This window comes from Longimicrobiales bacterium, from assembly GCA_028823235.1.
Lineage (GTDB): Bacteria > Gemmatimonadota > Gemmatimonadetes > Longimicrobiales > Gaopeijiaceae > UBA2589.
Genome location: JAPKBW010000029.1, coordinates 1 through 23,428 on the forward strand (window position 1 = coordinate 1; position 23,428 = coordinate 23,428).

Here is a 23,428-nt window from a genome sequence, read left to right on the forward strand (position 1 = left end):
CCGACGGCTCCTCGACGAACAACGCCCCGATCTGGTGATCCTTGTTGACTACCCTGGCTTCAATATGCGGATCGCCCGGGCAGCTCATGGGCGAGGCATACCGGTGTTGTACTACATCGCGCCCCAAGTATGGGCATGGAAGGCCGGGAGGGCGGCGAGGCTGGGAGTGGAATGTGCCCAGGTTGCTGTGATCCTGCCGTTCGAAGCAGATTTCCTGGCGGACCATGGAGTCGACGCGACGTACGTAGGGCACCCGCTGCTTGACCGTCCCGATGATGTCCCGACGCGAGCGGAGTTCTTCGAGAAATGGGGGCTCGATCCAGAACGCCCACTCTTGGCCGTCTTCCCGGGCTCGCGCGCACAAGAATTGAAACGACACCTGGGCCCGTTCGCCGCGATCGCACGGAAGGTGACTGCAGCCCGCCCCGATGTCCTCCCCGTATTCTCGCGTTCCCGATCGGTCAGCGCGCTCCCGTTCCATGGCATCGGCTTTCCGACCGTGGAGGATACGCGGGCCCTTCAGCGCTATGCGACAGCCGGATTAGTGAAGTCGGGTACCACGACGCTCGAGACGGCGCTGGAAGCATTACCTAGTGTGATCGCTTATGTCGCCAGCCCGATCACGGCGGCAATTGCCGTGCGTGTCATGAAAAACAGTCACATCGGCCTGCCCAACCTCGTCGCCGATGCGCGGATCATGCCTGAGTTCATCCAGGGCGAGGTGCGCCCAGAGCGCATCGCTCCCTTGCTCTTGGAACTGCTGGACACATCTAGCTCTGCCCGACGCGATCAACTGGAGAGTCTAGAGACAGTCCGTGCCCGACTCGGCGAGCCCGGTGCGGCCGAGCGTGTCGCGGACCTGGTAGATCACCTGTTGTCTGATGTGGACCACAGGGTCGGTCTATGAGCGAACTGCGCTTCGAGTGCGCCGGTGTCCTAGGTGCAGGATTGATAAGTGGCTGGTTCTTCACCACCCGCCTAGAGCGCATCGGCCCGGAGCACTACCTGCAATTTCGGGAGAAGAAGCAGCCGTTCATGTTCGTCTTGTGGCATGGTCTCCTCCTGCCGCTGGTTCATTACCATCGCAACGAGGGCATCGTCGCCCTCGTAAGTGAACACGACGATGGAGAGTACCTCACTCGTATCCTCGAGCGGAACGGCTTCGGAACCGCCCGGGGATCCAGCACGCGTGGTGGTACCAAGGGCCTAAAAACCTTGCTCCGTGCGGCCCGATCAGGTCACGACTTGGGTGTCACTCCGGATGGCCCGACGGGCCCTCGATGCGTACTGAAACCTGGCGCTCTGGCGGCGGCTCAAATTGCGGGTCTTCCTGTGATCCCGATCGCTGTCAAATCTTCTGCAGGATGGCGCTTCAAAAGCTGGGATGGGTTCCTGGTTCCTCGTCCGTTCTCGAAGATCACGATCGAGTACCTCCCCCCACGCTATGTGCCACGCGATGCGACCCGAGAGGAGTTGGCGGTCATGGCTGAGGACATCGGCGCAGATCTCAATGCTAGGGATACGACGTGAATCGTCGAGTCCATGACTTCGCTTATCGGTGGTGGGACGGACAATTCGGTGTGGCAGGAGCGTTCCTGACATTGTTGCTGACACCCATTTCATCGCTATGGGGTGCTGTGGCACGGTCTAGGGCCCTCCGTTATGCGGGAAGGGGTGCCATGGATGTGGATGGGCTTACGGTCGTTTCTGTGGGCAACCTCGCAGTTGGAGGTACAGGGAAGACCCCTATCTCTTCCTGGGTGGCCTCGGTTTTGGCACATTCGGGTGCCAAGCCCGCGTTGCTTCTGAACGGGTACGGCCGAGACGAGGAGCTTTTGCACCGTGCGTGGACTCCTGACCTGACGATCGAGTCCGGCCGGGACCGGATTGTGACCGCCAGACGGGCACGGGACGCCGGATGTGATGTGGCCGTCCTGGACGATGGGTATCAGTATCAGCGTCTCGCCCGGGCGCTGAACATACTATTGGTGAGCGCCGAGGATCGGTTTCCTGCTCGGCTCCTGCCATGCGGCCCCTATCGGGAAGGTCCGACCGCCCTGGACCGGACCGACGTGCTCCTAGTTACCCGGCGCATCGCTCCGGAGGACTTCTCCAGAGAGAAGGTGAAGATCGTGAGGAGTTTGCCGGGTGTCGCCGAGGATCTCGTGGCTGGTGGAGTGTGGCTCGCGCCCGGTGACGTAGTTCAGCTGACCCCGGGCTGGGAACCAGCCTCGGGGCGGGGTGAGGGTGTCCGTGCGCTGTCAGATCTTTGGGATCCCTTCGTTCTGACCGCCATCGCCCGTCCCACGCCACTCATCGCTCAAGTGATGGCTGTGTGCGAGCGTGCAGACCTGATCGCGTTCGGTGACCACTATGAGTTTACCAGCGAAGACGCGGAGAAGGCCCGGCGAAGGGCGAAGTCTCGGCCGTTGCTGGTCACGGAGAAGGATGCCGTGAAGCTCGAGCCGTTCGCTGACGTCCTGACCGACACGTGGGTGCTGAGCCAGCGGATCGTCTGGGATTGGGGTGAGCAGGACGTGCGTGACGCGATTCTGACAGTGGTCGCTCGATGAAGGTCATGCTGGTCGTCGTAGGGCGAGTCCGGGGAGAGATGGCCGACGCGGTAGTCGAATATGAGAAGCGTGCCCGCCGCTACTGGAAGTTCGAGGTGATCGAGGTTGCCTCTGGAGCCCCGGCGCGTGACTCGTCGCCTGACGCGGTGCGAAACGCCGAAGGAAAAAGGATTCTTGCCCGGATCCCGCCCACGATCGATGTCGTAGCGATGACCCGGGATGGGAAGGGCATGGACTCGAGGGAACTGTCAAGGTATCTCGAAGAGCACGGGATTCGAGCTTCGGCTGGTGTCGCTTTCGTCATCGGGGGCGCTTTCGGGCTCGGGGCTGACGTGTTGAAAAGGTCCCGCCGGAAGTTGTCGCTGTCGACAATGACGCTTCCGCATGAAATGGCCCGCCTGTTTCTCGCAGAACAGCTTTATCGCGCAGGCACGATTCTGCGCGGTGAACCGTACCATAAAGGCTGACATGGAGTTGATCGTATCTCGTCCTCGCGGAGCGAGGGTCGTGCAGGATTATCTCTCGGGCGAAGGGGCCAGTCCGGCGTTCTTCGGCCGACCTTTCGATGATTTCTCCTCATTTATTGAGAAGGCTGCTGAGGTCGACCGCCGTTTCGACCGTGCTGCCCGCGAGCGAGCAGTGGAAGCGATCATTATCCCGGAAGACGGCGATGCGTCACGCCTCGACGCATTTGTCGAGAAGGGCGGATATATGGTTACGACTGGCCAGCAGCCGGGGCTCTATGGGGGCGCGATGTACAGCCTCCACAAGGCTCTGACTGCCGTTCGCCTTGCGGAAACGCTCGAGAAGCGACTCGGTCGCCCGGTCATTCCCGTCTTCTGGGTCGCGTCTGATGACCATGACTGGGCGGAGGCCAATCACGCAGATCTCATTGGAACCGACAATGAGCTGCGGCGCTACGAACTGCCTCCGCTTGAAGGGGACCGTTCCCCTCCGTTGCACCGAATCGAGTTCGGGGCTGAAGCTAGCGACGTCCTTGAGTCATTCATTCAAAGCATTCCTGATAATGACTTTAGTGCAGAATACGTCGAGTTGCTTCGAAGTGGATTTTCGGAAGGGTGTACCATGCCCGGAGGCTTCCATGCACTGATGCAGAAGCTGCTCGGGCCCTTTGGGCTCTTCTTTACTGATGCGGCGCATCCCGCGGTGAAACAACACTCCACTGAGCTACTGCTGGCTGAATTGGAACGTGCCGAAGAGCTCGAGGGGGTTCTGAGTTCCACGGCTGATGCCCTAGAAGCATCGGGGTACGATCTGCAGGTTCCCATCATGCCATCGGGTGTGAATCTCTTCTTGGAAGGACCTGCCGGTCGCGAGCGGATCTATCGCGATGGCGATGGCTTCCGACTCCGAACGTCAGGAAAGCCTCTGCACGCCGCCCAGATTCGTAAGGCCGCCGAGACAGACCCGACTACGCTCAGTCCAAACGTGCTGTTTCGTCCTGTCGTCGAGAGTGCTGTGTTTCCAACGCTGGCCTATGTGGGCGGGCCGGGAGAAATGGCTTACTTCGCTCAGTTGCGGGCCTACTTCGAAGCACACGATATCGAAATGCCGATCGTGTTCCCCCGTTTTGCGGCCACTATCGTGGAAACAAAAATTCGAAAAGTGTTGACGAAATTCGACATAGGTATCGAATCTCTGAATCGTCCGTTCCACGAGATCTCCACGGAGTTGGCTCGAGAAGGCGTTCCGGACGACGTGCGGGCTGCAATCGGAAATCTTCGGGGATCGCTCGGAGCCGGCGTTGGTGAGCTTCAGAAAGCTGCTACGGCGGTCGACCCGACCCTCAAGGGGCCGGTCCAGTATTTAAGAAGTTCTGCGTTCACTGCGCTCGATGACGTCGAGAAGAAGGTCACACAGGCGGTCAAGCGGGAGAGCGAGATCACGCTCTCCCAGCTGGAGAAGGCCCAGCTTCACCTTTTCCCGAATGGTAGCCCCGCGGAGCGTGTGCAGAGCCCGATCTACTACTTGACTCGTTACGGTGGCTCGGTTCTTGAACGTTTGCATGAAGCATTTACAGTGAATCTCGATTGAGTCTGGCGTGTAGGTGAGCCAGAGAGCTTGTTTCCCGTTCTCTTCCCGATCTAACTTCTGGTCATGTTTACTCAGCTGTTCTTAATTTTCGTGTTGATGATCCCACTCGTTGCGATCGTTCTCGATTCGCAGTTGGGCCGCGCGCTGGCGTCGAGGCTAGAACAGCCACGCTTGGATGGGGCGTCCGATCTGGACGCAGAACGTATCGCGTATCTGGAAGGGGAGGTCGAACGGCTGGCGAACGAAGTCATGCGCCTCGCCGAAGAAGGCCAGTTCGTGCATCAACTGCTGACGGAAGGGAAGAACTCGGAGGGTGGGGTACTTCCGCCAAGTGACGACCCAGCCTAAGCCGGCAGAAGGCCAACCCGATGGGCGTCGGGCAGCCGCGATTGTGGCCACCGGGATCTTCATCAGCAAGATATTCGGCTTTGTGCGCGAGCGTGTTTTCGCGCACTACTTCGGGTCTGGAGGGTTTGCAGACGCGTGGTGGGCGGCCCTCAAGATGCCGAACGTCATCCGCAACCTGCTGGGTGAGGGAACGTTGTCGGCGTCGATGATCCCGGTCTACGCCGAGTTCATTGAAGAGGGTCGGGAGGAAGAGGCAGCTCGGTTCGCTGGCGCCGCGCTCGGAATCCTGACGTTGCTCGCCTCGGGAATCGCCCTCCTCGGGATCGCGTTAGCCCCGCTATTGGTCGAGTTGATCTTCGGGGTCCTCGGGACCTGGTCCCCAGAAACGAGAAAAGTGACAGTCGTTCTGGTGAGGATCCTCTTTCCGATGACCGGCCTGTTCGTGATTTCGGCCTGGGCGCTTGGAATCCTGAACAGTCACCGCGTTTTCTTCGTGTCTTTCGTCGCTCCAGTGTTTTGGAATCTGACGATGATCACGGCGCTGACCGGTGGCGCGCTGTATTTCGGTCTCGAAGGCCGAGATCTCGTCGTGGCGCTCGCCTGGGGTGCACTCGTCGGCGGAGCGCTGACGCTTCTCGTACAGGTCCCCTTCTTGCTCCGGCACACGAAAGGGATGCGTCTGTCCCTCGGCCGGGGTGTCGCGGGAGTCCCAGAGGCCGTTCGGAACTTCGTCCCGGTGGTCGCTTCGCGCGGGGTCGTGAACATCAGCGGATACCTAGATCTGATCCTTGCTGGCACGCTCATGCCCGGGGCCGTGGCGGTTATGGGATATGCCCAGACGTTCAGTAATCTCCCTGTCGCCCTGTTCGGCACGGGCGTCGCTGCTGCGGAACTGCCTGAAATGGCTCGTATGCGGGGTGAGCACGCAAAGCTCCTCGGCGAACGGGTTCGTGTGTCCACGGAACGTGCGCTCTACTTCCTGATCCCTTCGGCCGTGGGTTATCTCTTGCTCGGGGATGTCGTCGTTGCAGCCCTCTACCAGACCGGTGCGTTTGGGGATGTACAGTCGTTGATCACATGGGGTGTCCTTGCCGGCTATTCGCTCGGGCTCACGGCGTCCGCGAGCTCGCGTGTGCTTTCGTCTGCGTTCTACGCCTTGCGGGACACGCGGACCCCGGCACGGATCGCTTACATCAGGGTTGCGACCTCCGTCGCAGTTGGCCTGAGCCTGATGATTCCTGCCGATCAGCTGGGATTCTCAACGCTCCGGCTCGGAGCTGCCGGGCTGGCGGTCGGGTCGTCCGCCGGGGCGTGGTTGGAATACCTGCTTCTGCGACGGGCGTTGCATCGGCTGGTCGGGCCACACGGCCCGTCCGCCGGGACCATACTGCGTCTCATGCTGGCGGCCACGGTCGCCGGTGCGGTCGGAGTGCTCCTTCAGGTTCTGCTGCCTAGTGCCCATCCGATTCTGATCGCTCTGGAAACGCTGATTCCGTTCGGGGCAGTCTATCTGGTCGCGACAGCTGTGCTTGGTCTTGAATCGCCGCTATTCCGGCGCGCGAACGCTCCACTGATCTGACATCACCGTGCCTGTAGAACGGGAACGCCTCGCCAACCTGCCGACGCAGCCGGGCGTCTATCTGTTTCGGGACGATCGCAATCAGGTCTTGTACGTGGGGAAGGCGAAGGCACTCCGGCCGAGGGTGAGGAGTTATTTCCATCGCGAAGCCGACCTCTCTCCGAAGAATCGAGAGCTCGTAAGGCTGATCGATGACGTGGAGACGATTGTCGTCGGCAGTGAAGGGGAGGCGCTGATTCTCGAGGCGAACCTCATCAAGGAGCATCGCCCGCGCTTCAACATCCTCATGCGGGACGACAAGAATTACCCGTACATCAAGGTCACCGTACAAGAGCCGTTCCCCCGGGTCTACGTCACACGCCGGGTCACCAACGACCGGAGTCGCTATTTCGGTCCGTATACGTCCGTCGGACCCATGCGGCAGGCACTCGAGTTGATTAAGAGGCTCCATACCGTCCGGTCGTGTCGGTACAAGCTCCCGAAGGAGGCTCCCGAGCGCGCCTGTCTGGACTATCACATCGGCCGGTGCAAGGCTCCCTGCGTCGACCTTCAGACGGAGGAGGACTATCGAAGGATGATTGATGAGATCATCCGGATCCTCGAGGGTGACACCGAGGGACTGCGGTCCGTGATCGAGGAGCGGATGCAGGATGCGTCCGCGGCGCTGGATTTCGAAAGGGCCGCCAATATGCGTGATGCCCTGGGCGGCCTCGACGGGATCGCGGGGCAGCAGCGAGTGCACAATGCGCAGGGAGGAAGCCTGGACGTCGTCGCGATTGCTCGCGACGGAGAGATCGGGGCAGGGGTAGTCCTGAAGATACGATCCGGTCTGCTGCTTGGGAGAGAATCCCAGCGGTTCGCGAAGATTCTCAACGAATCGGACGAAGACCTGCTGAGTTCGCTCGTGTCACGCCACTACCTCGGCAACGGTGCTGCGGGTGGGGCGGACTTCCCTCGGCAAGTACTTCTGGCGTGCGACTTCGAAGATCGAGCGCTCCTGGGGGAAATTCTCACGGCATCTGCGGGTCGAGTCGTCTCGGTAGACGTCCCCCAGCGAGGCGACAAGCTTCGACTCGTGGACTTGGCGGAACAGAACGCCCGCCAAGTCCTAGAGGACCGAGTCACGGCTATGGCCTACGCGGCGGATCGTGCCGAGGAAGCGCTCTTCAGCCTTCAGGACGAACTCGACCTTAAGGTCGTCCCGCGACTCATCGTCTGCTTTGACATTTCCCATATGCAAGGTAGTGATACCGTGGGGAGCGCCGTCGTGTTCGAGAACGGAGAGCCCCGACGGGCCATGTATCGTCACATGCGTGTGAAGGGCACGTGGGGGAATGACGATTATCGGTCGATGGCCGAGGTCGTGAGGCGGTATTTTCGACGACAGCGGGACGAAGGACAGCCGATTCCCAATCTCGCGGTCATCGACGGCGGAAAGGGGCAACTTTCCGCGTCCCTGCACGCGCTAGCGGAGATTGACTTCGGCGACGTGGCGGTCATTTCCCTCGCCAAGAAGGAAGAGGAGGTATTTCTCCCAGGTCAGTCTGAGCCAGTTCGGCTGGACCGCAGACATCGCGCCCTGCACCTGTTACAACGCTGCAGAGACGAGGCACATCGATTCGCCGTTCGGTACAACCGGAAGCTGCGAAAGAAGCGGACTATCCGTAGCGATTTGGGGGAGATTCCCGGCATCGGTCCGCAGCGCCAGAGTGTGCTCTTGCGTCGTTTTGGCTCACTCAAGGGTGTGAAAGAGGCCACCCGCGATGAAATTGCCCGCATCCCGGGCTTTTCGGAGGCGTTAGCGAGTCGAATTCTGACGTACCTGGGGCGCTGAGGCCGGATTCATCCAACACCTGGTGGGGGTGCCGTATCAAAGGCGTGCGGCCGAGATGACGGGCTCTTGCCGGCAGTTGGATGGTTGGATTACCTGGAGTCACTAGGGCCGGGAGCAAGGTCTTGGCCACGTTTTCAAGGCTTTCTAAATTACTCGGTCGGTATGTAATATTGACCCCAATGGAGGAACCCTGGATGAAGATCCGTTACGGACTCGTCTCGGTCATAGCGATCGGGCTCGGCCTCGTCGGATGTGCATCTGGCGGCGGCGGTGATGTTGGCTCGAGCGACGTGATGTCCAGTGTGGGGGGGAGCGGAGCGGGCTTTAGCCCCCGCAACACTGACCTCACCCGTGCGGCAGAGAACGCCATCGAAGCGGCGGAGGACGCGGCATCAGACGCTGAGGCGCGCGGCCACTATGACCAGGCCGTGTCGGCTGCTCAATCTGCTATCACGGAGGACCCACAGAACCCGCTCGCGCACCGCCTCGCTGGAGTGGCGTCGATGGGACTGGATGACTACGTGGGCGCGTCAGGCCACTTCGATCAGGCACAGGATCTCCGCCCGCTCTACGAGTTCGACCTCGTCGGAATTCGGGAGGCTGCTTGGCTCGACCTCTACCAAGAGGCCACTCCGTACGTACAGTCGGGGGACTATGCCACCGCGGCGACCCACTTCGAGAACGCGAACGTGATTTACTCGGGTCGTCCGGAAGTAATGATCACGCTCGGTAAGATCTACGCGCAGCTCCGCGAGCACGATAAGGCGGTCGAGAACTTCGATGCCGCGCTGGCGTTCATGGGGTCGGACGTCGTTGCGACGATGGATTCCGTCACAGTCCAGGGCTGGCGGGAGCAGATGGCCGATCTGCCTATGCTCCGAGCGCAGGTGCTTGCCGACGCAGGACGCTTTGAGGACGCTGTGGAGACATATCGTCATATGTCGGCTGCGAACCCTGACGATATCGAGTTGAAACGCGGCCTCGCGGCCATCCTCCTCGAGATGGGGAACCGTAGCGAGGCGACTCAGATGTACGACGAAATGCTCACCATGCCGGGACTAATGGCGGCGGACTTCTTTGCGATCGGCGTGGGTTTCTATCAAGGGAGCGACTATGCGCGATCGGCAGCCGCGTTCGAGGGCGCTGCTACTGCGAGCGTCAACGACCGGGATGCGATCGAGATGTGGGCACGTTCGCTCCAGCTCGACTCGATGTGGACAGAGTTGCCGCCGGTCACCGAGCGCTGGGTAGACCTCGACCCAAACAGCCAGAACGCCTATCTGATCATGGCGCAGTCTGCGAACCAGACCGGTGACGCGGAGAGGACCCAGTTGGCGATCCAAGCTGTCGACGGGCTGGAGGTGACAGTGAACGATCTACAACTCAGTCGCCTCGGAAACGGTGGTGCCGCTGTTAGCGGGTCCTTGGCTAACAAGACGCTCGAACAGGGGGCGAGGGTTTTGCTTCGCTTCACCTTCTACGCGAATGATGGCACCCCTATAGGTAGTGTGACTGAAGCTGTTTCTGCCGGGATGATCGACATGGGGCAGGTTTTTCAGATACAGTTCGATTCAGCCGAGCCGGTCGGCGGGTATGGATACGAAATCCTGGGGTGACTTCGGTCTAACGATGTGAGGACGGGCGGTTCGGTGGGAGCCGGGCCGTCCGTTTTGTCTTATGTCGTCGGGGCTGGAGTTCGGTAACGGAGTTCTGGGTGCTGATTTCGAGAGCGACCATCAGGGCGATCGACCCCAGGGTTCCGTCCAGAAATCGGGAGAGTCTCGTGATAAGGATGCCTGAGGCCGCGGGCTTGATTCTCGGCACCGTGGGGGGAGGTGGTACGTCACGGCCGATGATGAACCTGCCTTCGGCAGCAGGAAACCCTTCGTGGTCATTGAGGCTTAGCTCAACGCCGTATTCTTCCGTGAGCTGGCCGAGCACTTCGAACGGATGGCCGATGTCGGCAACCGAGCCGCTCGCGATCGAGGGTGCGTCAACCGGGTAAAAGCACTGAGCCGTGAGATACCCTTGATCGCATTGTCTCCCCGGGTTCGTCCATGTTTAGATCTTCGAGGTTCCTCAGGGGAGTCAATGGAATGACATCACTGCCCGAATTGTGTTGCAGACCCAGGAAGGTCAGGCTGGTCAGGCCGGCGAGCGATGCTGTGTCCGATAAGGAGTTGTCCCGCAGACTCAGCTAGCGAGGCCTTGTCACATTGTAAGCACTGATGAGGTTCGTAATCCCCCCCCTTGATCTAAGGCCGGAAGGCGCGGGCAAGCGAAAGCCCCGGCCAGACACTTGGTCCAGCCGGGGCTTTCGCCATTCTGAAGAGCTAGCACTCCTTCATTCTCAGTCACGCATACGCACCACGCGGGGCGTTACCCGACAGTAAGCTCATAGCTGTAACCACCGATCAGCTCTGCTGAGTCGAACTGAGCGTTGAAGAGCTCGGCCATGTCTGCGGCGGCGAGCGTAACCGATGACGTCACTGTGCCGATTGGCGAGCCACTCGTACCATAGAAAGTGACGGTCAGAGTCACCGACGTCCCCTCCTCAAGCGTCTTGTTTACCACGTTTCCGCTGACGTTTCCGCCGCCTGCGCCAAAGCGCTGCAACTGGAGTTGATCAACGGCGACCTCCATGTTCTGGGCAATGCCCATGGTCTGTTGCGTGGCCTCGGTGTCACCATTCTTATTCGCAGCTTGCGCCCAAATCAGGTAGGCGTTCTGGCTATTCGGATCCAAGGCAGCCCACTGTTCTGCGACAGCGGGAATGTCGGTGAACAGCTCATCCAGTAGCAGGGTACGGGCCCACATTTCCGCTGAGTCTCGGTCAGTGGCGTTCAGTTCGACCGCCTGGCTAAAGGAGCGTACGGCGTTCACCCAGTCGCTCGCTTGATAGAAGCCAACTCCGATCGAGAAGAGGTCCGGTCCACTAAGACCAGGCTTTGAGAGCAAGTCAGCGTACACTAAGAGCGCTGCGGCTTCATCGCCCGAATCCATCAGGACCGTCGCCAGGCTCCGGATATGCTCCATGTTGCTCGGATCAGCCTCACTGAGTGAGCGGTAGGCATCGGCGGCCTCAGCCGAGCGGCCCGAACCAGCAAGGGTCTGTGCATGGAGGAGGGGTAGCACGGACGCCTGGTCCTGCCAGTCGGCGACCGTTGCAGAATCTTTAGCAGCAACAGCCTCCGAATTCATGAACACACCCACTTGCTCGATAAACACAATCGACCGCTCGTAATCGCCAAGGGAGCCGTATAGCTGGGCGAGTGTCACCATGATCTCAGGGCGGTCCTGGAAAATCGCGTGCGCATTTTCAAAGATGGCCGTGGCTCCTTCGTAGTCTCCCGCGGAAACCAGTGGCGAAGCTTCCTGATAGAGGTCGATCCAAGTCCGCTCGCGCAGTTCCGCATCTTCGAACTCGTAGAGCGGGTAGAGCTCTTGTGCCTGGTCGAAGTGAGCTCCTGCCTCGGCATATTGCTCAAGCTCGAGGGAGGCCATAGCGGCGAGGCGATGCCCGAGCGGATTGTTCGGATTTTCGGCAATTTCCGCCTGTGCGGCCGTCAGCGCAATAACGTAGTATTGACGGCGTTTCGCCTCATCATCCTCGTCCTCCGCATCGTCGATCGCGTCTTCCGCGTCGTCGGTGTAGTCCGTGTCTCGGGGACGTTCGCCAACCTGTGCGGCCAGCGACCCGCCTGCCAAAACCATTAGGAATGCGATCAGTCCAAGTCCCGCTGCTACCCTCTTCATGCACAACGCTCCAATTGGGTGAAGAACTATTCTCATAAATGAACCTCAATTGAGCAATAAGGTTGATCATTTTGTGCCGCTGCTCCCGGCTGCTCATCGATTCCACAACGACAGGCTCTGTTCCGGCCGCGTCGGCGTGCCGAGTTCATGTTACAGCGCGGCGCCAGTTTTGGTTCGCATCCGAACGACCGTCCTTCGTGGTGCTCGGGTAGTTCACCTTCTGGCTGCGAGTGCAGCGCGCGGCGTAGGCCGGCGCGGTCATGCCGCCCACACCATCGAGTTGGGCGCGGCGGTCAGGCCCAACCGGCGCCGGGGTTGGAGTGCAGCCTGCCGACAAGTTTCCAGAGTGGGGTACTCCCCGGCACACTCGAAGACAAGGAGATTCGAGTATGCCGGGGAAACTATCGAGAGCCACGTATGGTCCTGACAGCCCAAAATAAGAAAGCCCGCAAAGACTTCCTTAATTAGTGCTAGGCATCATGAGGTGAGCCCAGGGTGTGTCCTGGAACATGACGTAAGGTTCACCAGTCGTGTGATCCGTATTCATGCCCTTCAAGGTTGCAGCATCGACCGGAAAAATCATTACGTGGGGACCTGTGATCACGCCATCCGCGGGATTCTCAGGCGGGCCCGCAAAGGGATCCGTGTTGCTGTTGTCGTAAGAGCCCATGAGCATGTAGGACAAGCCCATCGTCTCAATTTCGGGCTCCATACCCGTCATCCAGCTGCCTACCCAGGCCATCGCAGGAGTGTCAAAGCACATCGGATCAAGGCCAGGGGTAACGAGTCTGTCTGGGAAACAAGTCCAACCGTTATCGCCCTCTCTGAGCACCGCCGGATCTTCGCCCTCAGCAGCCGGCCAGTCCAACACCGTCGCACCTTGAGAAACAACGTTCGAGGCAGCGCTCATCGCACTAGTAACCTTATCTTCTGTTGATGACTCAGCAGTAATTTCTGCCGAAGCCAGCTCTGCCATCTGCGCTTCTTCCCCTTCCTGCTCCACAGGGCCGCATGCAGCCAACAGAATGGAAACGAGGAATACCGGGAGGGGCTTGAATAACTTCATGAGATAGCTCCTGTGTGTTAACACTCTTTACCTAATGGACGGCTAGAGGCCATACCCAAGGCCTGAAGCGGACGTATTGTATCTTACTTATCTGTGCCTCCTTCTCCTATAGGAAGGGGCCCCTTAACTGCATGCGATTCAATCACTGACAGGTACCGTGAACGTGCGCTCAGCAGCAGTTGAGCGCACCCCGCAAAAGAGTCTGCGATTCCGGCGGTTCATCTCGGGCCGCGTAGGGATTTGAGGCCGGTGGTCCGAAGCGGGCCTTCGTCTTCTGGACCGTGATTCGGATGGCTTTTGCGCGACGGGTGGCACACTCTGCTGATACGGCGGTCAAGTGCCCGCATTCCGATCCGACCAACGCTGACGACTGTGTCCGGGTGCGCCCGACAGCGACTTGGGATGGCGGGGGTGTCGTGTCTTGGGTCAGCCGCGCACGACGCCGCGTCGTGTGAAGAAGGTGCGCTCCGACGAGGCAGCGCTGCGCACGGACGTGACGCGCTTGGCGAGTCGATTCGGTCGATGAGGCAGCTGAAGCAGTTTTTGTGACAACTGGTGAACGCGAAAGCCCCGGTCGGACTCTAAGTCCTACCAGGGCTTTCGTTTACCACAGAGCGGGAGACCGGGCTCGAACCGGCGACCCTCAGCTTGGGAAGCTGATGCTCTACCAGCTGAGCTACTCCCGCATACGGCGAAATGTAGTAGAGGGTTTGGGGTGGTCAAGAAAATTACGGTGTAGAGTGGAGCCTTCCGCTCTCGTAAGTGATTATTAGGATGTGATCACAACGCCTCCCATGCTGCGGAGCCTCCTTACAGGCCGACTGCGACGTTTGGTCGCGTTCTGGGTCACGCTCCGCGTTGATGTCACTTCCCACGGGGGTGATCGGTGGGGCAGTCTCCGCTGGCTCACGCTCTTCCCGCTCATCGGGTGTAGCTGTGTCGCGTCCGATCAGCCGGTCGACTCCGGCGCAGTGGCCTATTCGCGCACCCTCGGGGCGGCAGGATGGTGGGGACTACTGCTGACCGTCCGCGATCCAACCGGTGGTGCCGTCCGGCGATCGGACGTAGAGATAGCCCTGGAACCGTCCGAGGACTGGAACCTCCGTCCCGGCGGCGAATTGAGCTATCACCGGAGCGTTTGTGGCCGGACGGGCACGAACGGACTCTCCGCTAGCCACGACTTGCGAAGACACAGGCTGGTCCGCTGACTCCGTCAGGCGAGCGGCCACATAACCCTGGGTGCCATCCGGAAGCCGGACACGGTAATAGCCTCCGGACCCGGCGAGAACGCGAAGCGGGGTGTATTGAAGCATCTCCCGGAGCACATCCGAGCGAGCACTAGGGGCGGCCCGGAGTCGGATTCCGTCATTCCGAAGACGAACCCATGACCCGAGCTGATCGAGATCCGCGGTCATGTCGGCCATCCTTCCCGATGTCGTTCGCAGGAAGGGAGATGGATCAACCGGACCCTCACCTCGGCGGTAGACACCGAAATGGAGATGGGGCGGGGTTGTTCGCGCATTTCCGGAATTTCCGACGAACCCGAGCGTGTCCCCGGTCTGCACGCGATCTCCGTTCGCCACATGCTGGCTGTCGAGATGAGCGAAGTAGATGTTTGAGTTCCGAACCGGGTCCCGAAGCCAGACTACCTTGCCGCCCAGATTGGTCACGTCTACCCGATTGACCACACCTGCCGACGTCGCGAGCACGGGTGTGCCGCGGCGCGCGAAGATGTCGACCCCATCGTGACGTCGGCGGCCCCCTTCACGCTCGACGCCGAACACGCTTTGCACGGCTCGCATGCCGTGGCCTTCGACGGGGAAGGCGAGCTGGGCATCGAGCCGAAGCCGAACACGGTACTGGCCTCCGCGCAGGAGCTCAGGCTGAAGCCGAAGAATGAAGTCTCCGCCGCGCCATGGCTCGTGCACGAACGCTCCCGGCACGGAGTCGGAAGATAGAATCGGCCTAGGCGGGTCACCCTCTGATGCAGGGACTCTGAAAAGGTCTACGAAGACCTTTGCGCCATCCTCGCTCTCGAGCTCGATCTCTGCAAACAACTTTTGGCCACGCCCGACGGTGACCCGATACGCCATCGCTCCCGGATCTTCGGCCGCGATGAAGCCCTCCTCCTCGAACGGGAGGCTGACCGGAGCCGCCGCATCGACAGCGGAGCGGCCTGCGGTGAGCCAGTCACGCCCTAGGGCAGTTTCCGCGAGCCCCGCATCGGAAAGACTCTCTTGATAGGCCTCATGCGGCGTCAGGTCGCGAAAGCGATCATGCACCTGCTCCGCTTGCTCGCAGGCTACAAGCCCGAGCGCGACCATACTGGCCGGCACCCATAGTGTCCGTCTTCCCCGCATCACATTCCCCACTTCACGCTCATTGATCTGGAGCGGCGTACGGTCATCCGTTCTCCTCTTCGATGAGACTAGGACTTTGCATTCCGGGGTTCGAAGCTGTGGCTGTCCTCGCGGCTGGGTCAAGATCAACGCCGTCCTCTTGGGACTGCGATTCCTCTCCCATATCGTTCAAATTGGAACTACCCGTTGCCACGGTTAGCTTTTTGACTTCTCGCGACGCCTCCCGCTCGCATCCCCGTGCAGGTTTTTCCGTGGTCCGCATTGCCGAAATCGAAGCCGGAAGTATCGCCGACGAGTTGAATCTCGAGATCGGCTCACGTGTCGTACGCATCAACGGCGAACGCGTGCGTGATGGTATCGACCTCACGTTTCTCCTGTCAGACACCGAGATCGAAGTCGAGACCGTGAATCCGGCGGGCGAGACGATCGTCTATGACATCGAACGAGATCCCGGTGATCCGATCGGGATCGTGCCTGCGCCCGATACGATTCGGGAGTGCGCCAACAAATGCGTGTTCTGTTTCATCGATGGTAATCCGCAGGACGCGCGGAAGACGCTCTGGCTCCGAGACGATGATTTCAGGCTTTCGTTCACATACGGGAGCTACGTCACGCTCACGAACCTAGGCCCCAAGGGCCTCCAAAGGCTCGTCGACCAGCGGATCTCTCCCCTGTATGTAAGTGTCCACGCGACAGAGTCGGAGGTTCGGGAACGCCTGTTGGTGAACCAGCGCGCGGGCCTCATCATGGATCAACTACGAGAGTTGATCGCTGGGGGGCTCGAGGTCCACACACAAATCGTGCTCTGCCCGGAGTGGAACGATGGGGCCCATCTCGATCGGACGATCGAGGATCTGTGGGGGCTGGGCGGGGCGATTTCGTCGCTTTCTGTAGTTCCAGTCGGGCTGACCCGGTACAACTTGGAAAATCCGGTCCGGCTGTTGAATCCGGATGAGGCGGCGCAAGCGATCGATCGCGTGGATGAAGCCCGTGTGAGAGGGCTGGCTGAGCGAAGCAACGGCTGGTGCTACGCCGCGGACGAGATGTACCTAATCGCAGGGCGAGAAGTCCCGGATGTCGCCTATTACGACGACGGTGCGCTCTATGAGAACGGAGTGGGCTCGATCCGTCGTTTTGTGGACCTGTTCGACGCCGGCGTCAGCTCAGTACCGCGTCGTGACGGCGGCAGGATTCGACTTGTGACGGGTGGCTCCATGGCCCCGTTCATCCGCGAGCGCACCGACCGACTCGAGGCAGCCACAGGCGCAACGGTCGAAGTCGTCCAGGTTCGCAATGATTACTTCGGAGAGTCCGTGACCATTGCGGGCCTCCTAGGCGGTCAAGACATCCTGAACACCCTCGGTGAAGGACGCTCGGGAGATGTGATCGTGCTTCCAGCCGAGGCATTGAACGGTGACAACTTATTTATCGACAACGTACCCCTGAGTGATTTCACGGCACGGCTCGGGCCGGCCGAGATCCGCACGGGCTACGAGATCACAGAGGCCTTGAAGTCCGCATGAGTGGAAACCTGCCCGTAGTGGCTGTAGTAGGCCGACCCAACGTCGGAAAATCGACCTTCTTCAACCGGATCATCGGAAAGCGCCTGGCGATCGTAGATGATCAGCCGGGTGTAACCCGGGACCGAAATTTCGCTCGGGCCGACTGGGCCGGTCGTGAATTTTACATCGTCGATACGGGCGGTGTGATAGAAGGAAGCGACGACAGGCTCGACCGTTCGATCCGGGAGCAGGCGATGCACGCGGTCGACGAAGCGGACGTGATCATGTTCCTCGTGGACGGTAAGGCCGGCGTACATCCCCTGGACGAACGGTTAGCGGAGGTCCTCCGGAAGACCGCAACGCCGGTTGTCCTCGTGGTGAACAAGGTCGACAACCTGCCCACCGATCAGAGTCATCTGGACTTCTGGTCGCTCGGCATGGACGAGCCCGTTCCTGTCAGTGCGCTGTCCGGAAAGGGCTCCGGTGACCTGCTGGATCGCGTGCTTGCGGCGTTGCCACCCGCCGAAGACTTCGAGGACGACGAGAACCTGATTCGGGTAGCGATCGTCGGGAAGCCGAACGTGGGCAAGTCCAGCTTTGTGAATCGCCTCGTGGGCGAGGACCGCGTTGTCGTTTCTGAGATTGCGGGTACCACGAGGGACCCGATCGATACCCAGTTCAAATACCACGGCAAAACTTTGGTATTCGTCGATACGGCGGGGCTTCGGAGGCAGTCGAAGGTCAAGGACAGCCTCGAATACTACAGCGCGCTTCGGACCGAGCGAGTCGTGATCTCGTCCGATGTCTGTGTGGTCCTCGTCGATGCCAGTGAGGAGGAGTTACACGCCCAGGACGTTCGCATCATGCAGGCGGCTTGGGATGCCGGTCGGGGGGTGATTATGCTCGCCAACAAGTGGGACCTGGTCGAGAAGGACACCATGACGGCCCCAGACTGGCAGAAAAAGGTGCGGGCACGCATTCCGGACCTGCAATGGGTCCCAATGGTGTTCACGTCGGCGATGACGGGCCTGCGGATTCGGAAGTGCCTCGACCTCATTCTCGACGTGAACTCAGAGAGAAGCCGCCGCATTGATACGCACGAGGTCAACGAGATCCTGGAGGAACTCGTGCGCCGTCAGCCACCGCCGCATCATCGTGGCCGCCCGGTAAAGGTCAAATATGGGACCCAGGTCTCTGTGAGGCCCCCCACCTTCGCACTTTTTTCCAACTTCCCGAAGGCGATCCCCGCGCACTATGTTCGGTACCTGCACAACGGCTTCCGCGACGCATGGACGTTCATGGGAACGCCGATCCGACTTCGCCTTCGTGGCGGCAAGGACGACGACTAAAGCGTGATCTATGCCTTCCTCGGGCTCTCGTATCTCCTTGGAGCGACGCCGACCAGTTATTGGGTTGGGCGGGTGTTCCACGGCTTGGATCTACGTGAGCACGGGTCAGGTAATCTCGGTGCCACCAATGCGTTACGTGTCTTGGGTATGAAGTCAGCGCTTCCCGTGGTTTTCGTCGATGTCGCAAAGGGATGGATTCCGGTGTGGCTGTTCGCGGACCTGGTGGGCGCCGGATTCGAATGGGCCTTTGCCTACGGGATTGCGGCGATTCTGGGCCACATGTTCAGCTTCTGGGTGGGCTTCAAGGGCGGAAAGGGGATGGCCACGAGCGCGGGGGTCTTCCTGGGATTTGCCCCTCTGGCAGTACTCGCTGGGTTCGTCCTGTGGCTCGGCTTCACTTTACCCACGGGCTACGTATCCCTTGGATCGATCGTCTCGGCAGGCACCCTCCCTTTCCTCATCTATTTGACGCCTCATCAGGGCGGGGACGCTCTCGTTCTCTTTTCGGCTCCACTTGCCGTCTTCGTGGTCTGGAAGCATCGGGCGAACATCGGGAGGTTACGCCGCGGCGAGGAGAACCGTTTCGGTGTCCGCGGAACCCGTCCGTCGCAGGCTCCTGATGAAAGGGAGCCCGCTCCTGCAATCACCCCGGGCGATCCCGAACAACCTCGAACGGGTACGATATGACGGCTCCCCTTCGGGCGACTGTTATTGGCGCAGGTTCATGGGGTACGGCTCTCGCGATGACTCTTGTTGAGAGTGGTCATGACGTCCGGATCTGGTCCTACGAGGACGATGTCGCCGAGTCGATCAACGAGAGGGGCGAGAACCCGTACTTGACTGGGGTCGACCTGCCTCGGTCGTTGCGAGCCGAAACCGAAATTGCAACAGCGGTCCAGGATGCCGAGCTGGTGGTGTCCGTGAGCCCGTCGCAGGTTGTTGGGGCTGTGATGTCTCAGGCTGCCCCGTATCTACGGTCCGACGCAGTGCTTGTAAGCGCATCCAAGGGGATCGAGCTGGGCACTCTCCGGCGAATGGACGAGGTCCTGACTGACGTGGTCGCTCCTGAGATCATGCAAAGGTTCTGCGCTCTTTCTGGTCCGAGCTTCGCGAAAGAGGTCGCGGAGGGTGCCCCCACCGCCGTGGTTGTGGCGAGCCGACACGAGGCCACGGCCGCCTGGGTGCAGGCTGCCTTCCAGACGCCCTGGTTTCGAGTCTATACCAATCTCGATGTGATCGGCGTGGAGTTGGGTGGGGCCCTCAAAAATGTGGTGGCCCTCGCGGCTGGTGTCACAGCCGGGCTCGGTCATGGACACAACACCTCTACAGCGCTCATGACGCGAGGACTCGCTGAGATGGCCCGGCTCGGGGTCGCGATGGGAGCTAGTCAGGCTACTTTTTACGGACTCGCTGGAATGGGCGACCTCGTGCTCACATGCACCGGGTCCTTGAGTCGGAATCGGACAGTCGGGTACCGCCTGGGGCAGGGGGAACGCCTGGCCGATATCCTCGCGGACATGACTGCCGTTGCCGAAGGCGTGAAGACGGCGGGGGCAGTGTATGAGCTGTCAAAGCGTCACGGAGTAGAGATGCCGATCGCCGAGCAGGTGCACGCGATCGTAGGAGAGGGGCGCAGCCCTGCTGAGGCTGTGCGCGCCCTGATGTTGCGGGATCCGAAGCCCGAAGTGTGGTCTTGAGGGGAGGCGAAATGGACGCGAACCATCCCATAGCGAAGAAGGTCTACTACTCAATAGGGGAGGTCTGTGACCTTTCCGATCTGAAGCCTCACGTGCTTCGATATTGGGAGACCCAATTCGACGTATTGAACCCGACCAAGAATCGCGCAGGCAACCGGGTGTATCGATCCCGCGACGTCGAAGTGGTACTACTGGTCAAAACGCTGCTGTACGACGAGAAATACACGATCGAAGGAGCCAATCAGAAGCTCATCGACATGCGCCGCGAAGGCGGGCTCCGGTCTGAGGGCCATGACGTTGTTGCGCCTGAATTTTTGACGGGCATCAAGCGCGAGCTCGAAGAGCTTCGCGACCTTCTGTCACCACCGGTGCCGGGAAGCTGACCCTGAACATTCTCTGCACGAATGATGACGGGTATCTCTCTCGGGGCATCGATGTCTTGGCCCGGGCGTCGGCACGCCTCGGGTCCGTTACGACTGTCGCCCCCGACCGGGAGCAGAGTGCCTCGAGCAATTCTCTTACATTGCACTATCCGTTGCGTGCGAGACGGTCGAGGGACGCAGCCTGGATTGTCGACGGCACCCCCACCGATTGTGTGATCCTGGCGGTCAACGAACTGCTTGAGGTGCGCCCAGATGTGTGTGTGTCTGGCGTGAATCATGGATCGAACATGGGCGAGGACGTTCTCTACTCAGGGACGGTAGCAGCCGCGATGGAAGCGACCGTCATGGGGATCCCCGCCATCGCCCTATCCTATTGCGGTGAATTCCCGGAGGAACTCGACGGATGCGAAGATCTCGTCGTTGGCGTCATCTCCTCGATCCTGAAGCAGGGCTCGTTTCCGGAAGACACGCTCTTCAATGTGAACCTGCCGGCGATTCCCCCGTCCGAGGTGAAGGGCATCCGGGTTACATCACTGGGCCGACGCCGATACGCAGATTCGATCACGCGCGCTAATGACCCGTCGGGCAAAGAGTATTACTGGATTGGCGGCGGGGCCGTCCACTGGAGAGGACCCGCGGACTCGGACTTCCAAGCTGTTGATGACGGCTACGTCTCCGTGACGCCACTGCATCTAGATCTCACGAACTACAAGCTGCTCGAGGATATCCGCACGTGGGATCTGACGCTTTGACCGATACCCGATACGTCGCGTACCGTCGAAAACTCATCGAGGACATCCGCGCCCGAGGCGTTGATGATCTGGAGATTCTCCAACTCTTCGACCGGGTGCCGAGACATATTTTCCTGCCCGAGGGTGTGCGTCCGAGGGCATATGAGGATAGCTCGATTCCGATTGGGTTTGGCCAAACTGCATCTCAGCCGTCGCTCCAGGCACACTACCTGACCATCCTGCGGCCGACTACTGACGACAAGGTCCTCGAAATCGGGACTGGGTGCGGATACCTGACCGCGCTGTTGTGCCTGATGGCCGATCGAGTCTACTCGGTCGAGAGAGTGCGCGAACTGTCTCAGCGCTCTCGGAAGGCCCTTGATGCGTTTGGTGTGAAGAACACTGCACTGCTTGTGGGCGACGGTACCATCGGGTGGCGGAAGTACGCCCCCTTTGATGTGATCGTCGTGTCGGCGGCTTCACCTTCGGTCCCTCAGGCACTTGTGGACCAACTCGCCGATGGTGGCAGGATGATTATTCCTGTGGGTGCCCGGGACACACAGGAGCTTGTCTTGGTGAAAAAGTCCGGATTTGCTGTCACGGAGGAGAAGGTGGAGGGCGAGGTCACTTTCGTGCCGTTGCTTGGCCGATTCGCGTGGAATGATGAGGCGGGAGGGTGACGGACCGACCGAATCCGCTCCGAAGGCTCTACGACTGGGTGCTGCATTGGGCGGACACACCCTACGGCGTCTCGGCGCTCTTTCTTATCGCGTTCGCCGAGTCTTCGTTTTTTCCGTTACCCCCCGATCCGTTACTGCTCGCGCTTTGTCTTGGCGCAGCCAAGCGGTCTCTTCGCTTTGCCGCGATTGCTACGCTCGCGTCGGTTGCGGGTGGGGTTCTCGGATACGCACTTGGGGCAGGCGCGTGGACTCTCCTGGAGCCGTGGTTCTTCAACTATGTGCCAGGTGTCTCGCAGGAGGCATTTGATGGGGTGCAGGCCTTCTACAACGAGCATGGCTTCGCCGCTGTGTTCCTTGCCGGGCTCACCCCGATCCCCTACAAGGTGTTCACGTTGGCGTCGGGGGTATTCGGGATCAATTTCGGGAGCTTCGTACTGGCGTCAATTCTTAGCCGAGGATTCCGTTTCTTCCTGATCGCAGGACTTGTATACAAGTTCGGCGCGCCGATCAAGCGGTTCATCGATCAGCACTTCGACAAGCTCGTAATCTTATTCAGCTTGCTGTTCGTAGGAGGATTCCTCGTCATCGAGTTCCTGCTCTAGCCCAGCGGGCCGCGGCGGGGCTCCGAAAACATTTGTTTCCCGCATGCTTCAAGGTCGAAATTGCGTTCGACGCACGGCGGGTCACCGTCGGGGAGCGAGAGCCTTGCGGATGCCTCCCTCGTCCGAGTAGGAGCGGAAGCCACCGTAGGCCCTCCCATTTCGCCACACAATCAGGCGCTCGTCTGTCTTCTTCTTACGCCTCTCCATCTCCTCTCTGTGTCGTTGACCTACGATAGTGGCGCGTCCAGTTTTCCACGTCGCCACTTCGTTGGTCCAGTCAGTTGGGTAGGGCGATTCGGTCCTGATCGGCGTGCATTGTTGTTCCCTAGCGTGGTCCAGGGTAATTAGGAGCACAACAGTTTTTTGGCACAGTTTGGGATTAGAGCCAAAATACAAAAGTTACGGAAGTATCTGCAGGACAAAATGTTAGCCCCCGTAGCTCAGGTGGATAGAGCGGCTGCCTCCTAAGCAGCAGGCCAGAGGTTCGAGTCCTCTCGGGGGCACTTAGGTAAGAGGTTGTCCGGCAAGCACTTAGGAGATTGTGGGACTTTCGCTTGCTTGGGACAGAAGTCATCAAGTCGTCAACCAGCCAGCGATCGAACCGGTACGCTGTTGGCGTGGGTGTCGCTGGTAGCGTAAACAACGGAAGGCACGGGGTATGGTATGGTATGGTATGGTAGATGTCTGTGACGGATACCTGGCCGCCGAAGCGTCCGGGTCCAGCTTCGGATAGGGACAATGTCACTAGGCAGACACTGCGGGCAGGCATACGTGCCCCACCTCCTGAACTGAACTGAACTGAACGTAGTGGGACTAAAAGTGCAACGCTGTTTAGGCGCCTGTTCCTGATGACGGCCAGGGCCGGGGGCGAGGCTTTATTATCTCCGTCATTGGTTGGTACATAGGTGTTGGG

20 protein-coding genes and 2 tRNA genes are annotated in these 23,428 nt (G+C 60.1%); 18 read left to right on the plus strand and 4 right to left on the minus strand.

What is annotated here, in order from left to right; all coding sequences use genetic code 11:
* The 9 genes from OSA81_12250 to OSA81_12290 form a co-directional block, all read left to right on the plus strand.
* Nucleotides 1-907, plus strand: a 907-nt coding sequence (locus OSA81_12250; GenBank protein ID MDE0899782.1) for a hypothetical protein, incomplete at its 5' end; no start/stop codon positions are given.
* Complete coding sequence (locus OSA81_12255; protein MDE0899783.1) at nt 904-1,530, plus strand: lysophospholipid acyltransferase family protein; 627 nt, start codon at nt 904-906, stop codon at nt 1,528-1,530. The genes OSA81_12250 and OSA81_12255, both read left to right, overlap by 4 nt.
* Nucleotides 1,527-2,573 (plus strand): tetraacyldisaccharide 4'-kinase, encoded by a 1,047-nt coding sequence (locus tag OSA81_12260; protein MDE0899784.1) that lies wholly within the window; start codon nt 1,527-1,529, stop codon nt 2,571-2,573. The genes OSA81_12255 and OSA81_12260 overlap by 4 nt, the downstream gene beginning before the upstream one ends.
* Nucleotides 2,574-2,578: 5 nt before the next feature.
* Nucleotides 2,579-3,040 carry a 23S rRNA (pseudouridine(1915)-N(3))-methyltransferase RlmH gene (locus tag OSA81_12265; protein MDE0899785.1) on the plus strand — a complete coding sequence of 154 codons (462 nt, stop codon included), beginning with the start codon at nt 2,579-2,581 and terminating at the stop codon, nt 3,038-3,040.
* A complete protein-coding gene (gene bshC / locus OSA81_12270) occupies nt 3,018-4,628 on the plus strand; it encodes a bacillithiol biosynthesis cysteine-adding enzyme BshC (protein ID MDE0899786.1) in 1,611 nt (536 codons plus the stop codon). The genes OSA81_12265 and bshC overlap by 23 nt, the downstream gene beginning before the upstream one ends.
* Nucleotides 4,629-4,691: 63 nt before the next feature.
* Nucleotides 4,692-4,976 carry a hypothetical protein gene (locus OSA81_12275; GenBank protein MDE0899787.1) on the plus strand — a complete coding sequence of 95 codons (285 nt, stop codon included), beginning with the start codon at nt 4,692-4,694 and terminating at the stop codon, nt 4,974-4,976.
* Nucleotides 4,960-6,555, plus strand: a complete 1,596-nt coding sequence (murJ, locus tag OSA81_12280) for a murein biosynthesis integral membrane protein MurJ (protein ID MDE0899788.1) — start codon at nt 4,960-4,962, stop codon at nt 6,553-6,555. Before OSA81_12275 ends, murJ begins: the two co-directional genes overlap by 17 nt.
* A 7-nt stretch (nt 6,556-6,562) precedes the next feature.
* Nucleotides 6,563-8,389: an excinuclease ABC subunit UvrC gene (gene uvrC / locus OSA81_12285; GenBank protein MDE0899789.1), complete on the plus strand. Its 1,827-nt coding sequence runs from the start codon at nt 6,563-6,565 to the stop codon at nt 8,387-8,389.
* Nucleotides 8,390-8,583: 194 nt separating this feature from the next.
* Nucleotides 8,584-10,005, plus strand: coding sequence for a tetratricopeptide repeat protein (locus tag OSA81_12290; GenBank protein MDE0899790.1), 1,422 nt, complete (start codon nt 8,584-8,586; stop codon nt 10,003-10,005).
* Nucleotides 10,006-10,768: 763 nt separating this feature from the next.
* On the opposite strand, the gene OSA81_12295 is transcribed toward OSA81_12290, so the two are convergent.
* The 4 genes from OSA81_12295 to OSA81_12310 all read right to left on the minus strand — a co-directional run bounded on the left by OSA81_12295 (nt 10,769) and on the right by OSA81_12310 (nt 15,547).
* Nucleotides 10,769-12,145, minus strand: coding sequence for a hypothetical protein (locus tag OSA81_12295; GenBank protein ID MDE0899791.1), 1,377 nt, complete (start codon nt 12,143-12,145; stop codon nt 10,769-10,771).
* Nucleotides 12,146-12,605: 460 nt separating this feature from the next.
* Nucleotides 12,606-13,211 carry a hypothetical protein gene (locus tag OSA81_12300; protein ID MDE0899792.1) on the minus strand — a complete coding sequence of 202 codons (606 nt, stop codon included), beginning with the start codon at nt 13,209-13,211 and terminating at the stop codon, nt 12,606-12,608.
* 613 nt (nt 13,212-13,824) lie between these two features.
* Nucleotides 13,825-13,897: transfer RNA gene (locus OSA81_12305), tRNA-Gly, on the minus strand.
* 327 nt (nt 13,898-14,224) lie between these two features.
* Nucleotides 14,225-15,547: a M23 family metallopeptidase gene (locus OSA81_12310; GenBank protein MDE0899793.1), complete on the minus strand. Its 1,323-nt coding sequence runs from the start codon at nt 15,545-15,547 to the stop codon at nt 14,225-14,227.
* A gap of 275 nt (nt 15,548-15,822) precedes the next feature.
* Here OSA81_12310 and OSA81_12315 point away from each other — a divergent pair, with 275 nt between their 5' ends.
* The 9 genes from OSA81_12315 to OSA81_12355 all read left to right on the plus strand — a co-directional run bounded on the left by OSA81_12315 (nt 15,823) and on the right by OSA81_12355 (nt 23,018).
* Complete coding sequence (locus tag OSA81_12315; protein ID MDE0899794.1) at nt 15,823-17,094, plus strand: DUF512 domain-containing protein; 1,272 nt, start codon at nt 15,823-15,825, stop codon at nt 17,092-17,094.
* Nucleotides 17,091-18,422, plus strand: coding sequence for a ribosome biogenesis GTPase Der (gene der / locus OSA81_12320; GenBank protein MDE0899795.1), 1,332 nt, complete (start codon nt 17,091-17,093; stop codon nt 18,420-18,422). Before OSA81_12315 ends, der begins: the two co-directional genes overlap by 4 nt.
* A gap of 3 nt (nt 18,423-18,425) precedes the next feature.
* A complete protein-coding gene (gene plsY, locus OSA81_12325; GenBank protein MDE0899796.1) occupies nt 18,426-19,109 on the plus strand; it encodes a glycerol-3-phosphate 1-O-acyltransferase PlsY in 684 nt (227 codons plus the stop codon).
* The gene (locus tag OSA81_12330; protein MDE0899797.1) at nt 19,106-20,119 is read left to right on the plus strand and encodes an NAD(P)-dependent glycerol-3-phosphate dehydrogenase; all 1,014 of its coding nucleotides are present in this window, start codon (nt 19,106-19,108) and stop codon (nt 20,117-20,119) included. The genes plsY and OSA81_12330 overlap by 4 nt, the downstream gene beginning before the upstream one ends.
* 11 nt (nt 20,120-20,130) lie before the next feature.
* Nucleotides 20,131-20,502 carry a MerR family transcriptional regulator gene (locus OSA81_12335; GenBank protein MDE0899798.1) on the plus strand — a complete coding sequence of 124 codons (372 nt, stop codon included), beginning with the start codon at nt 20,131-20,133 and terminating at the stop codon, nt 20,500-20,502.
* A gap of 8 nt (nt 20,503-20,510) precedes the next feature.
* A complete protein-coding gene (gene surE / locus OSA81_12340; GenBank protein MDE0899799.1) occupies nt 20,511-21,254 on the plus strand; it encodes a 5'/3'-nucleotidase SurE in 744 nt (247 codons plus the stop codon).
* Nucleotides 21,236-21,913 carry a protein-L-isoaspartate(D-aspartate) O-methyltransferase gene (locus OSA81_12345; protein MDE0899800.1) on the plus strand — a complete coding sequence of 226 codons (678 nt, stop codon included), beginning with the start codon at nt 21,236-21,238 and terminating at the stop codon, nt 21,911-21,913. The genes surE and OSA81_12345 overlap by 19 nt, the downstream gene beginning before the upstream one ends.
* Nucleotides 21,910-22,515, plus strand: a complete 606-nt coding sequence (locus OSA81_12350) for a VTT domain-containing protein (protein ID MDE0899801.1) — start codon at nt 21,910-21,912, stop codon at nt 22,513-22,515. Before OSA81_12345 ends, OSA81_12350 begins: the two co-directional genes overlap by 4 nt.
* 429 nt (nt 22,516-22,944) lie before the next feature.
* Nucleotides 22,945-23,018: transfer RNA gene (locus OSA81_12355), tRNA-Arg, on the plus strand.
* Nucleotides 23,019-23,428: the final 410 nt, after the last annotated feature.